The organism is Nostoc sp. UHCC 0870, assembly GCF_022063185.1.
Taxonomy (GTDB): domain Bacteria; phylum Cyanobacteriota; class Cyanobacteriia; order Cyanobacteriales; family Nostocaceae; genus Trichormus.
Genome location: NZ_CP091913.1, coordinates 3,729,951 through 3,744,937, shown reverse-complemented (window position 1 = coordinate 3,744,937; position 14,987 = coordinate 3,729,951). Strand labels below are relative to the sequence as shown.

The window sequence follows — 14,987 nt, the reverse complement described above, 5'->3', positions numbered from 1 at the left end:
AGTCCCCAGTCCCCAATCCCCAGTCCCCAATCCCTAAAGAAGAGGCGAATATGCCAAGAACGCAAAAAAACGATAACTTTATTGATAAATCCTTTACAGTTATGGCAGATATCATCCTCAAGATACTGCCAACTAACAAAAAAGCTAAAGAAGCATTCGTTTATTACCGAGATGGGATGTCCGCCCAGGCAGAAGGTGAGTATGCCGAAGCACTAGAATATTATGAAGAAGCCCTAACCCTAGAGGAAGACTCCAACGATCGCGGTTATATTCTCTACAATATGGGTTTAATTTATGCCAGTAACGGCGACCACGACAAAGCTTTAGAACTCTATCACCAAGGCGTTGAACTCAATCCGCGCTTACCCCAAGCCTTAAATAATATCGCTGTAATTTACCACTATCAAGGCGAAAAAGCCAAAGAAGCTGGGGATCACGACGGCGGCGAAGCACTATTTGACCAAGCCGCAGACTACTGGATTAGAGCCATTCGCATGGCCCCCAATAACTACATTGAAGCCCAAAACTGGCTCAAAACCACTGGACGGATGCAAATCGACGTATTCTTTTAGTCATGAGTTCAAAGTCAGTAGTCTACAGTCCAAGGTAAAGATAATTAGCTGTTGACTGTTGACTGTTGACTGTTGACTGTTGACCATTGACCATTGACTATTGACCATTGACTCTTAAATTAACCATGATTGACCGGGAACAAGTTCATAAAGTCGCCCTGCTGGCTCGTTTAGAATTGACTCCAGAAGAAGAGGAGCAATTTACAATTCAGCTAGGCAGTATTTTAGATTATGTGGAGCAGTTGAGTGAGTTGGATGTTACTGATGTACTTCCTACAACACGGGCTATTGATGTTAGCAATGTAACTAGAGATGATGAATTACAACCATATGCTGACAGAGAAGCTATTCTCAACAGTGCGCCTGAACAAGAAGGTGAATTTTTTAAAGTACCAAAAATTATGAATGCTGATTAGTTGTTAGTTTTTAGTTATTAGTCAATAGTCAGCAGTTAAGACTATTGACTATTGACCTTTTTTGAATTTTTAATTGGAGCGAAGCGACTTGACGAAACAAATTACAATTTCTGCGAAAAATGCAGGTTATAGCATTCCTATCAATTTTTTTGCTGTAGTTCCTTGTCAGTTTGGGAATGAACATTTTCAATGTGCTGACTTAAGATTTCTGCCATCTCTACGGCTGTGAGAATTAATTGCTGTTCCATTTTGCCGTAACCTCCCTCATCACTTACTTGGGGGTATATATGAGGGTTAGACAGCATAGCGGCTAAAAGTTGAGATGCGGTTTGTTTCAATTCGCTATTCATAATTAATTCGTTATTGGTAATTTTTAATTGGGGGATGACGGGAAAATCACCTTTCCCCAGTCCCTGGGAATTATTGAATTTTGAATTTTTTTATTCTCTCCAGTCTAAGGGCGGTTCAATTAGGGTTTGACCAGATTTACCAGCACGGACACCTGGTTTATCTACGATTTTGACTGTACTGGCTTGTAGTCCTTCTTCGCCTTCTTCTACAGCACAATGGACACCTGTACCAATTTCTAGGCGTTCAAAGTCGTTATGGAGGACGCTGTTACTGTGGAAGTAAATTTCTTCGCCATCTAGGTTTTTGATAAAGCCATAACCTTGATCTCGGAATAGTTTGATGACTAGTCCTGTGGTTTCTCCTGCGTCTTCCTGGGTTTGGGCGCGATCGCTTTGTTGTTGAATTTGGGTTAGTTTGACTAATTGCTGACGCGCTGCATCAAAAGCATCTCTAATGACGGCATCTAGAGGATCATACTGGATACTTTGACTAGGATTACTATGTGCTACGAGTTCATGTCCTGGTGGTACGGTGAGATCAATTCTGACGCGGTAGGGCGAACCACTACGGGGGCGATCGTGTATCTTTTCAACGGCGATGTGACAGCTATTGATATAACTGCAAATATGCTCTAATTTGGCAACTTTTTCTTTAATTAAGTTATCGATCGCAGCTGTTTTTTCTAAGTTGCGATAGGTAATTTCTAGTGGTACTTGCATAGTAATTAGGGGTATAGGGGTATAGGGGTATAGGGGTATAGGGGAGAGCCTTTTACCCTAATGCTTATTGATTATTGACTGTTAACTAAATTACCGGCTTTTTTGAGCAATTCATGGACTTCAGCATCGGTAGTTTGAGGAAAGTCTTCATACCACATACCCACGCTATAAAATTGGCTGGGTGTGGCGATACAGAACATTTTTTCTACTTTGGGTTGTAATTGTTGATATGTCTCTGGTGCAGCAACGGGGACAGCAATCACAATCTCTTGGGGATTTTTTTGTCTGACAGCAATTACCGCCGCCCACATGGTTGCACCGGTGGCTAAACCATCATCGACTAAGATAACTTTGCGTCCTGTTAATTCGGGAAAAGGTTCATCGCCCCGATACATACTTTCCCGTCTTTCTAGTTCTCGTTGTTCTTGGGCTGCAACTCTAGCAATGACTTCTTCAGAAATGTTGATCTCATTGACAATTTGTTGATTGATGATGCGGACACCACCAGAAGCGATCGCTCCCATAGCTAGTTCTGGATTATTAGGTACACCAAGTTTGCGTACTACTAAGACATCTAAGGGAGCATTTAAAGCTTGAGCAATTTCAAAAGCAACAGGAACACCACCCCTAGGTAGGGCTAAAACCAGCACATCGGGGCAGTTAGCGTAATCTGCTAACTTGCTGGCTAAAACTTGGCCTGCGGCTGTGCGGTCTTTAAATAGCATGGCGTGGGTAACTTCTAATTCGTAATTCGTAATTTGGAATAGCCTGCGGCTAGGCTTGCACTTACTGAATTTGGTATTTTACTGCTGTTGTTCGATTTTAAGAAGTTGAAGATTAAATGTCCTCTGACTAACGAAGCGATATCTTGATTCTATTAGTCTGTCTAATGGATTAGTTGAGGACAGGCTTGATTTTATTTTTAAACGCGGCGGGGCGCGGAGGTTTGAGGTTTTTTTTGTTACAAAATCTGTAACGGCAACATATTTTGGGGTTGAACTCGTTTAAATTGATGAAAAATCTACGGGGAATCCCTGAATAAAGAGTTAATGTTGCTCAAAGATATACGGGATTATCAAATTCTTTTTCTCGGCTTGTTCCTGATTTTGGGTATTGGAACAAGGGATTGGACTCTGCGACCAGAATTAATTGCAGTAGCGATCGCCACCTGTTTAACAACACAGTGCATTTTGTCTTTAGTGCAAGTCAGAAAGCAGGAGGTAGAAGATGCGCCCAATCTTCTGTCCCCAATCCCTAGTACCCTGAATCTCCGCAGTGCTTTGATTACTGCTTTGGGACTCAGTTTACTTTTACGGGCTGATCATTGGACAACGATGGCTTTTGCGGCAGCTAGTGCGATCGCTAGTAAGTTTTTCTTACGAGTTAACCAAAAACATTTCTTTAATCCAGCTAACTTTGGCATCATTGTTGCCTTAGTTTTCACTTCTGATGCTTGGGTTTCTCCAGGACAGTGGGGGGAAGATTGGTGGTATGGGCTGTTATTTGCTGGGGCTGGAGGGATGATTTTGCAACGGGTTGGTCGTTGGGATACTACAGCCGCCTTTTTGGGTGCTTACTCCCTATTAGAAGCCATGCGTAATCTCTGGTTGGGCTGGACTTGGGATGTTTATTTGCATCGGTTAATGAGTGGGTCTTTGTTGCTGTTTGCCTTATTTATGGTGACAGATCCCCGGTCAATTCCTAACGCACGGATGGGGCGTGTGATTTGGGCAGTGGGTATTGCTATTGTTACTTTCCTGCTGCGGAATTATTTCTTTATCCCCACGGCAGTTTTTTGGGCATTGTTCATGTTTGCACCTTTAAGCATCCTATTTGATGTGATCTGTGCAGCCCCCCGTTTTGATTGGTTAGAGGCGGTGAGGAGTAAGGGTGTAGGGGTGTAGGGGTGTAGGGGTGTAGGGGGAGACAAGGTAGACAGTAAGTTAATTTCTTTAGAAGGTATAAATTAATGCGTCATTTTCGATTTATTATTCCATTGTTATCAGTATTCCTTTCTGTATTGTGCTTTGCACCTACGGCTTTGGCATTTTGTGGCTTTTATGTAGCGAAAGCTGATACAAAACTATATAACAAAGCTTCTCAGGTAGTGATTGCTAGAGATGGCGATCGCACTGTTTTGACTATGGCTAATGACTACCAAGGGGAAGTCAAAGATTTTGCAATGGTTGTTCCTGTCCCTACAGTCATTCAAAAAGAGCAGGTGCGTGTTGCTGACCCTAAAGTTATTGAACGATTGGACGCTTTTAGCGCACCGCGTTTAGTAGAGTATTTTGATGAAAACCCCTGCGTCCCATATGCACGCAGAGGAGATGTATTTTTAGCAGTACCCTCAGCCCCAGTTAATGAAGCACAAAGTGCAAGACGCGATCGCAGTTTAGGTGTGACGGTTGAAGCACGTTTTAATGTAGGTGAATACGATATTGTCGTTTTGAGTGCTAAAGAATCTGGTGGTTTAGAAACTTGGCTCAATCGCAATGGTTACAAAATTCCCAGAGGCGCAAGACAGTTACTTAAGCCCTACATTCGCTCCTCAATGAAGTTTTTTGTAGCCAAAATCAACCTCGATAAATTTGAAAAATCTGGTTACGAGTTTCTGCGTCCCCTACAAATCTCTTACCAATCACCCAAGTTTATGTTACCGATTCGCTTGGGGATGATTAACGCCACAACCGAGCAAGATTTAATTGTCTACGTCCTCTCACCCAAGGGACAAGCTGAAATCACCAACTACCGGACTGTGAAAGTTCCCTCTAACGTCAACATTCCTATATTTGTCAAACAGGAATTTGGCGACTTCTACAAATCTACATTTGAAACAGCTTACACCAAGGAAGGTAAGAGAGTCGCCTTTTTAGAATATGCCTGGGATATGAGTAATTGCGACCCCTGTGCGGCTGAACCCTTAACACCCGATGAACTCAAGCAAGCAGGTGTGTTTTGGCTAGATGGTAATTCCCCCAGTGATACATCAATATCCCCTGGCTTTCGTCGCCCCTTTCCCACCAGTAACGTCTTTATCTCTCGTTTGCACGTCCGCTACACCCGCGACAAGTTCCCCGAAGACCTAATGTTCCAAGACACTTCTAACCGGGAATCTTTCCAAGGGCGATATATTTTACAACATCCCTTCACTGGGGAAGTGAAATGTCAAGCGGGTAAAGAATACAGACGCTCTTTACCAAAACGTTTTGAACAAGAAGCCCAAACCCTCGCCAAACTTACCAACTGGAACATCCAAGATATCCGGCGCAAAATGCAGTTGAGCGTTGGTAATCTCACCATTTCGTGGTGGGAAACTTTCTTCTCTTGGCTCGGTATGTAGGCTTCAAGAAATACCCTACGCTTACCAAAATATCTTTAACGGTGAATTTTGCATAGGTTTAAATGATAGCGATAATTATTCTCAGGCAAGAGAAATTATTTGAGGATGACAGCAGGTAGTAATAATATATTCTTGCTGCTCCTTATAAACTCTTGCCTTTTTTGTCCTAGTAATCATGGTTGAATTTGATGAACAGCTACGTAACATAGTTTCCCAAGTCTGTGGACACCCTCCTGGAAGTCCCCAACGTCAGAAGTTGCTCACGCAAATTATTCGCCTCAGTTCCAAGAAACTTTGGCGGGAAAATAGCCCATACTATCAAGATGCACTACAACAAACTTGGTTATACTTCTGCCGGAACATTTGCGAAGGTCTGACAGGGCAAAAATACGATCCTATCTATGGTACTGTTGTTACTTGGTTAAATGCTTACTTAAAACGCAGATTACAAGACTTTTATATCAACCAAAATAAAGAACAAGCAACAACAGTTCCTTTGCGTGTTCGTCAGTCTACATCAGGTGGAAATGGTGATATTATTGACCCTGTAGAAAATTTAGCCGCTATCCCTGAACCACCACCAATTTTAGATGAGTTAGAAACTTGGATCAAAACAGATCCTACTGGAGAATTAGAGACTACTCACGTTAAAGGTCGTCCAGAGGTAAACTGTCAGGTATTAATTCTCAAACGTCTACCACCGGAAGTGAGTTGGAAAGAATTGTCTGAGGAATTTGGGCTACCAATTCCCACCTTAAGCAGCTTTTATCAGCGTCAATGTCTACCACGATTACGTAAATTTGCTGAATCAGAGGGTTTGATCGAATAAGAGGTTACTGAGGTTGAGCGATCGCCATTGAGCTAGCTATTGACTACCTAATTCCCGTAAAATTCTTGAAGCCCTGTCATGGGTTTTTATCTGCTGGTTGCCATAATTATGAATCACTTAGTTAGGATCTTTTGTCGTTATTTCCCAGGTAAAAAGCAGAAAATAAAACTCAGTTTACTTGTATACTTTCTCGTAGCTTTGGTATTGACAATCAATTTACCTGTACTGGCAATCAACTCTGTAAATACAGACAGAGGAGAACTGAAGACGGTAACTGATCAGCCTTTGAATGCGCCGAGATTGGTAAATTCTGAGCGCGGCTTATTAATAGAACAAGGTAAATCTTTATACGATGCTGGGCGTTTTGCGGAAGCGGTGGAAGTATTGCAACAGGCAACGCAGGTATATAAGCAGCAGGATGATAGTCTTAAATTAGCTGCTATTTATAGTAACTTGTCCTTAGCTTACCAACAACTTGGCAACTGGCCAGCAGCAGAGGCAGCCATTAAAACCAGTTTGGAATTAATCCCAGCCCAAAAAAATGAGCAAAACTTGCAAATATTAGCTCAAACACTTGATATTCAAGGTCGTTTGCAATTGGCAATGGGCAAACCAGAAGCAGCCTTAGCTACTTGGCAAAAAACCGCAGAGATTTACCAACAAACCAAGAATCAAGCGGGCGAAGTGCGATCGCAAATTAATCAAGCCCAAGCCTGGCGTAACAAAGGCTTTTATCGGCGGGCGGTACAGACTTTACTAGCAGTCAATCAAAAATTACAAGCACAACCAGATTCTGTAGAAAAAGCCGTGGGATTGCGATCGCTCGGTGATACATTAATGGTAATCGGCGATTTAGCCAAATCTCGCACTGTTTTAGAGCAAAGTCTAGCAATTACCGAACGTCTGCAATTGCCTGCACAGATGGGAGCTAGTTTATTAAGTCTAGGCAATAATGCACGAGCCAATTTATTAAATTTAGGTGACAAAGCACGAGCTAAACAGCAACTAGCACAAGCAATTGACTATTATCAACAAAGTGTAACCAAATCTGCCTCACCTCTCACCAAAATTCAAGCCCAACTCAATCAACTCAGCCTGCTAATTGACACTCAACAATTGTCAGAGGCAAAAAATCTCATCCCCTTAATTCAACCCCAACTTAACCAACTCTCCACTAGTCGGGCTGCCATTTATGCTCAGATTAACTATGCCGAAAGTTTGATGAAATTGGGTAGGACACAGGAGGCAGAAAATTCTACCTTATCCCCCAATGCCCAACAAATTGCTCAACTTTTAGCTAATACCGTCAAACAAGCCCGAAGTTTGGGGGATAAACCAGCCGAAGCTTATGGGTTGTTAAGTTTGGGGCATTTGTACGAGAACAACCAGCAATGGCAAGAAGCGCAAAGTCTTACTCAGCAAGGATTAATTCTGGCACAGAGTAGCAATGCTCCAGATATTATCTATCGGTTGGAGTGGCAGTTAGGGAGATTGCTGTGGGCGCAAAAAAATATATCTAGTGCGATCGCTGCCTATGATGCAGCAGTAGACACACTTAAGTCTCTTAGAGGCGACTTAGTGGCTGTTCATCAAGACGTACAATTTAACTTTCGTGACAGTGTAGAACCTATCTATCGCGAATCGGTCGAGTTATTGTTAAAGTCCCAATCGGGAGAAATAGATCAAAAAACTCTAGATAAAGCTCGCCAAAGGATTGAGGCTTTACAGTTGGCAGAATTAGATAACTTTTTTAGGGAAGCTTGTTTACAAGGTGAGAGTGTACTAATTGATCAAGTAGTAGACAAAGATAACCCCACTACGGCTATCCTTTACCCAATTATTTTGCCGCACAGTTTACAAGTAATTGTCAAAATTCCTAAACAACCCCTCAAGCATTACACTACCAACGTTAATCAACCAGAAGTAGACAAAGTTCTCTCAGAACTAAGAAAAAATCTGGTTAATCCCACAGCTACCAAAGCTATTAAAGACCAATCACAAAAAGTTTATAACTGGTTGCTCAAACCCATTGAGTCAGAATTAGCGGCTAGTGGAGTCAAGACCCTAGTGTTTGTACTAGATGGCGCATTACGTAACTTACCAATGGCGGCTCTTTACGACGGGCAGAAATATTTAATCGAAAAATATGCGATCGCTCTCAGTGTCGGTCTACAACTACTTGACCCCAAACCCCTAGAACGGCAGCAGCTAAGAGCCTTAACTGCTGGACTAACTCAACCACCTGAAGGTTTTCCTAATTATTCACCCTTACCAGCAGTCCAATCAGAAGTAAACCTCATTGCTAGTGCTGGAGTCTCAACCAAGAGCCTCTTAGATCAGCAGTTCACCAGCCAAGCCCTACAAAAAGAGGTCAGTAGTGCTTCATTCAACGTTGTGCATTTAGCTACTCATGGTCAGTTTAGTTCCATTGCCGACGAAACCTATATTTTGGCAAACGACCGTCAAATTTACGTCAAAGAATTTGATGACCTCCTACGCAACCGAGATCAAACCCGACCAGGAGCAATAGAACTATTAGTGTTAAGTGCCTGTCAAACAGCAACCGGAGACAACCGCGCCGCCCTCGGTTTAGCAGGAGCAGCAGTCAGAGCCGGCGCACGTAGCACTGTAGCCTCTCTATGGCAAATTGATGATGAATCAACAGCCTTTTTTGTAGGTGAATTTTATCGGGAACTCAAAAATGGCAAAATGACTAAAGCTGAAGTTCTCCAGCTAGCCCAACTAAAACTACTGCACCATCCCAACTACCAAGCCCCCAGTTTTTGGTCGGCCTATGTGTTAATTGGCAATTGGCTGTAATTGGGGAATTGCGAACAGAGAGTAGTAACCCACAACTTAATCTAATCTGTTATCATGCTTTATCCAGAGTCATAAAACTATAAGTGTCAAGATTTTTGTAATGGGAAAAACCCAGTTCAAGCAAGAGTTTATGTTCAAGTCGCAACCTGTAGCTATTGATTTGTTTGCTGGATGTGGTGGCTTTAGTTTAGGTTTTGAGATGGCAGGGTTTTCTGTTCCTCTATCCATTGATATCGATGCTTGGGCTTGTGATACGCTCCGCTATAACCACCCTGAAATGACAGTTATTCAACATGATATTCGTGATTTTAATTCTGCAAGCAGCGTGAAAGAGATATGTATACTAAAACCCGATATTGTTATGGGTGGACCTCCATGTCAAGGTTTTAGTATTGCCGGACCAGCCGCAAAAGATCCTAAAGATCCTAGAAATACTCTATTCATTAATTTTGCTCAATGGATTGATTTTCTTGAACCCAAAGCATTTGTAATGGAGAATGTAAAAGGCTTACTTTCCCGAAAAAATACAGAAGATAGAAAGGTAATAGATATTATAAAAGAAACCTTTGAAAATCTTGGATATTTTGTAGAAATATGGTTGCTAAATGCTGCTGAATATGGTGTACCACAAAATAGAGAACGTATATTTATTGTTGGAAATAAACAGGGACAAGAACTAGGTGTTCCACCAAAAACTCATTCTCTAAATTTATTAAATATTCGTAGGTATCAATTATCAGTATTTGAAAATAATGCTTTACTTCCTTCTCTTAGTTTGTGGGATGCGATATCAGATTTACCATCACTTAATGCTTGTGAGGGAGAAGAAGAACAACCATATATTTCAGAACCTTATAATAACTATCAGAGATGGATCAGAAATGGAAGTAACATACTTTATAACCATGTTGCAATGGATCATTCTAAGAGACTGGTAGAACGTTTTAAACATATTAAATGGGGTGAATCTAGTTCAGATGCACCAAAAGAACATAGGGCTAAACGACGAGGTGGCAATGGAGAACTATCAGAGATAAATTACGACCAGAACAACCGCCGACTGAATCCTTATAAACCATCACACACAATAGCAGCATCATTTTATGCTAATTTCATTCATCCTTTTCAGCATCGTAATTTGACAGCCCGCGAAGGCGCACGCATTCAATCTTTTCCTGACACTTATCGTTTTCTAGGAAAAAAAACTGTTGTATCTCACAAATTATTACATCGAGAGAAGAGATTTGATGAGAAATTTCTTTGCCAGTATAATCAAATTGGTAATGCTGTCCCACCTGTTCTTGCTAAGTCAATTGCACTGCATATTCAAGAAAAGTTAGAGCTATGTCCACAACTGATAGAAACCCTTTAGTTCATGGATCTAATCTTGAACAGAAGGAGAATCATCGTACAAAATACAGAGATGATAAGAGTAGAGAATATATCAGTGAAATTAGAAGTGAGTATGATAAGTGGCAGGCAGAAAATCTTCAATTGCTTGGACCTACATCACAATCTACAGAGCAAGATAACGCCATTATCGCTGACAGAGTAGCACTTTTTTCTACATACAAAGACTTTATTGACCAACAAAAATATGCTGAGAAATTTGACTCTAGATCAAACCTGCACTCTAGCGTATTAGAAGAATTTCTTTATTACTTATTTAGAGATTTAGTCAGAGACTTTGGAGAACACGCTCTGATTGGCAAATCACACACGTTCAAAGATATTTTCTTTGTCCCACCAAAATACTCTGAGATGCTGAAGCGTCCGTATGCACGTATTGAGAAAAAAGATCATGATTTTGTGATTGGAGCAACCATTCAAGCATCACTAGAAGCAGCGATTCCACCAGAGCGTGATCGAAATTCTGGTGAAATACTGCCACTGTTTAAGGAAGAACCAGAAAAATACTCAGAAGTTACAGTTACAGGGAATACCGAAACACACATTTTCGATATTCCAGTTGTGGTAATTGAATGTAAGACTTATCTGGATAAAACTATGCTGGAAGGCTCATCAAGAGCAGCAGAGGACTTAAAAGCAAGAAATCCTAATAGTCTGTATGTTGTAGTTATGGAGTGGATTAAGCTGAGTAGTGATGTCAATCTTCGGAAGTATAAAGTTGACCAGATTTATTTACTACGTCAGCAGAAAAACACTGACCGAGAATTTAGATATGAAGAAACATATCTCAAAAATCCCATTAATCCCACCGTCATTCAACATCTCTTTCATAAGGTGCGTAAGCATCTCACAATGGACTGGACTGGCGGAATTGAGTACGGCATACAACGGGGATGGTTAATTGACGAGTAGCTATGGTGTGGAGATTTTAGTAATATAGAGAAACTTTCTACTCCCCATGCTGAAATTTTTCTCTAAAATTCATTGTTTTTATGGCATAAATTGAGTGAATTTGGATGATATGTACATAGCAGCATTGATCACTGGGGATTAAAGATATGACTAACAACACATTCAAGCTAGAGGATTTCGCAATTACGCTGCCGATTTCTCAAGCGGCTCGTACAAATGCCCAACGGTTTGCCAACCAACAGCCTACTTCAGCAAAAGCCGAGCAAGTCAGGCTGAATACTTTAGCTGTATGGGTAGTGAATGATTATTTACAAATGATGGATATTCCTACCAATTTGACAGCTAGCGACAGTTGGAATCCAATTATGCAACTCTGCGCGAATGTGGCTGATTTAGAGGTTTCCTCAATAGGTCGTTTGGAATGCCGTCCTGTACTTTCATCCAATCAAGTATGCTCGATTCCCGCAGAAACTTGGGAAGATAGAGTAGGTTATGTCGTTGTGCAAGTGGATGACTCTTGCCAAGAAGCACAATTATTGGGTTTTGTCAAAAAGGTGGCAACAGAAACATTGGCTTTAACTCAAATACAACCTATAGAAACACTAATCGATCGCCTGGCACAATTAAGAACTTCCCCAGTAGATGCCCTGGTCAATCTCAGCCAGTGGTTTGTCGGTCAAGTTGAGGCTGGTTGGCAAACAGTAGAATCCTTATGGAATTTACCAGAATTAAGACCAGGTTATGCCTTTCGTAGTCCTGTGCAAGAGGTAGTACAGGGGCAGTCAGAAACAGTAACTAGAAGAGCAAAACTGATTGACTTGGGCATTCAAATTGACAATCAACCAGTGATGTTGATTGTGGAAATTTCCCCGGAATCTCACGAAAAAACTAGTATTCGGCTGCAACTCCACTCCACAGGTAATCAAATGTATTTACCAACTGGAGTCCAACTAAAAGTGTTAGATAATTCTGGTGCAGTATTTTTAGAAGCTCAAGCCAGAAGGGCAGATAACTACATTCAGTTACAGTTTCGTGGTGAACTCCAAGAGGAGTTTAGCGTTCAGGTAACATTCAATGATATGAGTATTAAAGAAAACTTTGTGATCTAATAACTAGGTCAGTGTAAATAATTATCGTTGGGAATAGGTAGGAAGCAATCAAAATGAAATTTCCCTACTCCCCATTGGGTAAATCGGAGCAAAGCGACGGTCATGGCTAAGTTAGTAGTGCTGAAATTTGGCGACGGTAGTTTTGAGCAAGGGTTTACCGTCACGCTGCAAATTGGCGAAGAAAGCGATCGCCCCTCCACAGAAATCACAGGTAAACTACCGCCATGTCCAGAAATTACGGTTTACTACACCCGTTGGCAGGCTAGCTATTTACAGCTGGGTAACAGTTACCGTTTAGATGCGGATAGAATTCAAGTCACGAATGTATCTGTCACTCAAGATTGCCATGAACTAGCCCATATCTTACGCGCCCGCTTTAATGCCTGGCTACAGGCGGAAGATTTTCGACCCCTGCGGGAAAAATGGCTAGAAAAATTAATGCCCACAGACGAAATCAGAGTCATTCTGCAATCAGAAAATAGCCAATTGCAAAGACTCCCTTGGCACATCTGGGACTTACTAGAACGCTACCCCAAAGCAGAAATTGCCCTGTCCTCACCAAGCTACGATCGCGTTCATAAACCCCCTAACCCCAACGCAACGGTCAATATTTTGGCCATTGTCGGCAACAGTCAGGGGATTGATACCCAGGCAGATCAAGCTGTTTTACAAAAATGCCCCCATGCCGATGTTAGTTTTGTGGTCGAACCACGGCGTAAGGAATTGACCGATCACCTGTGGGGGAAAAACTGGGATATATTATTTTTTGCCGGACACAGTTCTAGTCAGGGAAATGATAGCACTGGCAGAATTTACCTGAATAAAACCGATAGCCTCACCATTAGTGAACTCAAGTATGCCCTCAAACAAGCCATAGAACGGGGGTTACAGCTAGCAATTTTCAATTCATGTGATGGGTTGGGCTTGGCGCGGGAACTAGCTGATTTACACATTCCCCAAATTATCGTCATGCGTGAACCTGTTCCTGACCAGGTAGCGCAAGAGTTTCTCAAATATTTTCTGCAAAGTTTTGCAGGCGGTGAACCTTTATATCAAGCAGTCCGACACGCACGGGAACGGTTACAAGGACTAGAAGATAAATTTCCCTGTGCAACTTGGCTACCAGTAATTTGCCAAAATCCCTCTCAGATTCCCCTAACTTGGGATGAACTGACCGAGATTCCCACCCAACAAATATTTTATACTCGACCAGTTGACAAAAAACGCACCTGCAAAATGTTGGCGTTGTCTAGCTTGGCGGTAACGGCTGTAGTTTCTGGTTTACGGCTGTTGGGAGGATTCCAAGCCTTGGAACTGCAAGCTTTTGATTTGATGATGCGATCGCGTCCTGATGAGGGGACAGATCGGCGTTTGTTGTTAGTTACCATTGACGATGACGATTTAGCCAATCAGCGACGCAACGGCGAAATCTTAAAAGGAACATCCATCTCCGAAAAATCCCTTAACCAATTATTACTCAAACTCAATAAATACCAACCCAAAGCTATAGGTTTAGATATCTACCGCGACTTTCCGGCGGAACAAGCAGATTTAAAATTACAACTGCAACAGACTGATAATCTCATCGGCATCTGTAAAGGGAGTGACTCTACAGCCAACACTAAAGGTATTGCGCCGCCACCAGAAATTCCCAAGGAACGCTTAGGATTTAGCGACTTCATTCATGATAAAGATGGTGTAGTACGTCGCCATCTCCTGTTTATGACTCAGGAAACCGCTTCCTTGTGTTCTACCCCCTACTCCTTCAGTACCCAACTGGCATTTTTATATCTTTCATCTTTAGGAATCCAACCAAAATTTACCCCTGGTACACCTCCTAATTTACAGTTAGATAAAACAGTATTGCACCGCCTATCACCTCACAGTGGCGGTTATCAAGGAATTGATGCCAATGGTGGTCAAATCCTACTTAACTATCGCGCCTCTAAGCAAATCGCGGAACAGGTGACACTCACCCAGCTATTATCTAACCCCATTAATCCCAACGCCATCAAAGACCGCATTGTTCTAATTGGTGTAGTAGCCAAAGGAGATTTTCCCGACTATTGGGCGACTCCCTACGGTCATCTGTTAGATGAACAAATGCCAGGGGTAATAGTACAAGCCCACATGGTTAGTCAAATTATTAGTGCTGTTTTAGATGGTCGTCCATTATTGCGGGTTGTGTCACCTTGGTTGGAAATAATTTGGATTTGGGGTTGGGCTGGATTAGGTGGTTTATTAGCCTGGCAATGGCGTTTATTCCCCAAGTTAGCATTAGCAGTTGGTGTTAGTTCGAGTGTTCTGTATTTACTTTGCTGGAGTCTATTAATTTCGGGCGTTTGGCTTCCCTTTGTACCATCAGCTTTGTCATTAGTAGCAACTGTAACCGTAGTATCAATTCAAAAATCAAAATTTAATAGTCAATAGTCATCAATCATCAGTTTTTCTACCCCTACACCCCTACACCCCCACACCCCTATTTCTTGATAGCAAAACTACTAAC

13 protein-coding genes are annotated in these 14,987 nt (G+C 41.8%); 10 read left to right on the top strand and 3 right to left on the bottom strand.

What is annotated here, in order from left to right:
- Positions 1-50: 50 nt before the first annotated feature.
- Both L6494_RS15810 and gatC read left to right on the top strand, forming a co-directional pair.
- Positions 51-572, top strand: coding sequence for a photosystem I assembly protein Ycf3 (locus tag L6494_RS15810; RefSeq protein ID WP_237988676.1), 522 nt, complete (start codon positions 51-53; stop codon positions 570-572).
- 125 nt (positions 573-697) lie between these two features.
- Positions 698-988 carry an Asp-tRNA(Asn)/Glu-tRNA(Gln) amidotransferase subunit GatC gene (gatC, locus tag L6494_RS15805; RefSeq protein ID WP_237996043.1) on the top strand — a complete coding sequence of 97 codons (291 nt, stop codon included), beginning with the start codon at positions 698-700 and terminating at the stop codon, positions 986-988.
- Positions 989-1,128: 140 nt separating this feature from the next.
- On the opposite strand, the gene L6494_RS15800 is transcribed toward gatC, so the two are convergent.
- The 3 genes from L6494_RS15800 to L6494_RS15790 all read right to left on the bottom strand — a co-directional run bounded on the left by L6494_RS15800 (position 1,129) and on the right by L6494_RS15790 (position 2,783).
- Entirely contained in the window at positions 1,129-1,338 is a 210-nt protein-coding gene (locus tag L6494_RS15800) for a hypothetical protein (RefSeq protein WP_237988675.1), read from the bottom strand.
- A 90-nt stretch (positions 1,339-1,428) separates the two neighbouring features.
- A complete protein-coding gene (locus tag L6494_RS15795; RefSeq protein ID WP_237988674.1) occupies positions 1,429-2,058 on the bottom strand; it encodes an HPF/RaiA family ribosome-associated protein in 630 nt (209 codons plus the stop codon).
- A gap of 71 nt (positions 2,059-2,129) precedes the next feature.
- Positions 2,130-2,783, bottom strand: a complete 654-nt coding sequence (locus L6494_RS15790) for a phosphoribosyltransferase (RefSeq protein WP_237988673.1) — start codon at positions 2,781-2,783, stop codon at positions 2,130-2,132.
- A 324-nt stretch (positions 2,784-3,107) separates the two neighbouring features.
- On the opposite strand from L6494_RS15790, the gene L6494_RS15785 reads away from it, so the two are divergent.
- The 8 genes from L6494_RS15785 (at position 3,108) to L6494_RS15750 (ending at position 14,911) form a co-directional block, all read left to right on the top strand.
- The gene (locus L6494_RS15785) at positions 3,108-3,962 is read left to right on the top strand and encodes an RnfABCDGE type electron transport complex subunit D (RefSeq protein ID WP_237988672.1); all 855 of its coding nucleotides are present in this window, start codon (positions 3,108-3,110) and stop codon (positions 3,960-3,962) included.
- Positions 3,963-4,027: 65 nt separating this feature from the next.
- Complete coding sequence (locus L6494_RS15780) at positions 4,028-5,401, top strand: DUF2330 domain-containing protein (RefSeq protein ID WP_237988671.1); 1,374 nt, start codon at positions 4,028-4,030, stop codon at positions 5,399-5,401.
- Positions 5,402-5,576: 175 nt separating this feature from the next.
- Positions 5,577-6,230 (top strand): sigma-70 family RNA polymerase sigma factor, encoded by a 654-nt coding sequence (locus tag L6494_RS15775; RefSeq protein WP_237988670.1) that lies wholly within the window; start codon positions 5,577-5,579, stop codon positions 6,228-6,230.
- A gap of 108 nt (positions 6,231-6,338) precedes the next feature.
- On the top strand, positions 6,339-9,050 hold the full coding sequence (locus tag L6494_RS15770; protein WP_237988669.1) for a CHAT domain-containing protein: 2,712 nt from the start codon (positions 6,339-6,341) through the stop codon (positions 9,048-9,050).
- Positions 9,051-9,150: 100 nt separating this feature from the next.
- Positions 9,151-10,422, top strand: a complete 1,272-nt coding sequence (locus L6494_RS15765; RefSeq protein ID WP_442946960.1) for a DNA cytosine methyltransferase — start codon at positions 9,151-9,153, stop codon at positions 10,420-10,422.
- On the top strand, positions 10,395-11,372 hold the full coding sequence (locus tag L6494_RS15760) for a Bpu10I family restriction endonuclease (protein WP_237988668.1): 978 nt from the start codon (positions 10,395-10,397) through the stop codon (positions 11,370-11,372). The genes L6494_RS15765 and L6494_RS15760 overlap by 28 nt, the downstream gene beginning before the upstream one ends.
- Before the next feature lie 146 nt (positions 11,373-11,518).
- Positions 11,519-12,481, top strand: a complete 963-nt coding sequence (locus L6494_RS15755; protein WP_237988667.1) for a DUF1822 family protein — start codon at positions 11,519-11,521, stop codon at positions 12,479-12,481.
- A 102-nt stretch (positions 12,482-12,583) separates the two neighbouring features.
- Positions 12,584-14,911 (top strand): CHASE2 domain-containing protein, encoded by a 2,328-nt coding sequence (locus L6494_RS15750; RefSeq protein WP_237988666.1) that lies wholly within the window; start codon positions 12,584-12,586, stop codon positions 14,909-14,911.
- Positions 14,912-14,987 lie beyond the last annotated feature (76 nt).

Excerpts from the sequence above, each read along its gene's own strand:
- L6494_RS15810 (WP_237988676.1), top strand. The coding sequence starts at position 51 with ATGCCAAGAACGCAAAAAAACGATAACTTTATTGATAAATCCTTTACA.
- gatC (WP_237996043.1), top strand. The coding sequence starts at position 698 with ATGATTGACCGGGAACAAGTTCATAAAGTCGCCCTGCTGGCTCGTTTA.
- L6494_RS15800 (WP_237988675.1), bottom strand. The coding sequence starts at position 1,338 with ATGAATAGCGAATTGAAACAAACCGCATCTCAACTTTTAGCCGCTATG.
- L6494_RS15795 (WP_237988674.1), bottom strand. The coding sequence starts at position 2,058 with ATGCAAGTACCACTAGAAATTACCTATCGCAACTTAGAAAAAACAGCT.
- L6494_RS15790 (WP_237988673.1), bottom strand. The coding sequence starts at position 2,783 with ATGCTATTTAAAGACCGCACAGCCGCAGGCCAAGTTTTAGCCAGCAAG.
- L6494_RS15785 (WP_237988672.1), top strand. The coding sequence starts at position 3,108 with ATGTTGCTCAAAGATATACGGGATTATCAAATTCTTTTTCTCGGCTTG.
- L6494_RS15780 (WP_237988671.1), top strand. The coding sequence starts at position 4,028 with ATGCGTCATTTTCGATTTATTATTCCATTGTTATCAGTATTCCTTTCT.
- L6494_RS15775 (WP_237988670.1), top strand. The coding sequence starts at position 5,577 with ATGGTTGAATTTGATGAACAGCTACGTAACATAGTTTCCCAAGTCTGT.
- L6494_RS15770 (WP_237988669.1), top strand. The coding sequence starts at position 6,339 with ATGAATCACTTAGTTAGGATCTTTTGTCGTTATTTCCCAGGTAAAAAG.
- L6494_RS15765 (WP_442946960.1), top strand. The coding sequence starts at position 9,151 with ATGGGAAAAACCCAGTTCAAGCAAGAGTTTATGTTCAAGTCGCAACCT.
- L6494_RS15760 (WP_237988668.1), top strand. The coding sequence starts at position 10,395 with ATGTCCACAACTGATAGAAACCCTTTAGTTCATGGATCTAATCTTGAA.
- L6494_RS15755 (WP_237988667.1), top strand. The coding sequence starts at position 11,519 with ATGACTAACAACACATTCAAGCTAGAGGATTTCGCAATTACGCTGCCG.
- L6494_RS15750 (WP_237988666.1), top strand. The coding sequence starts at position 12,584 with ATGGCTAAGTTAGTAGTGCTGAAATTTGGCGACGGTAGTTTTGAGCAA.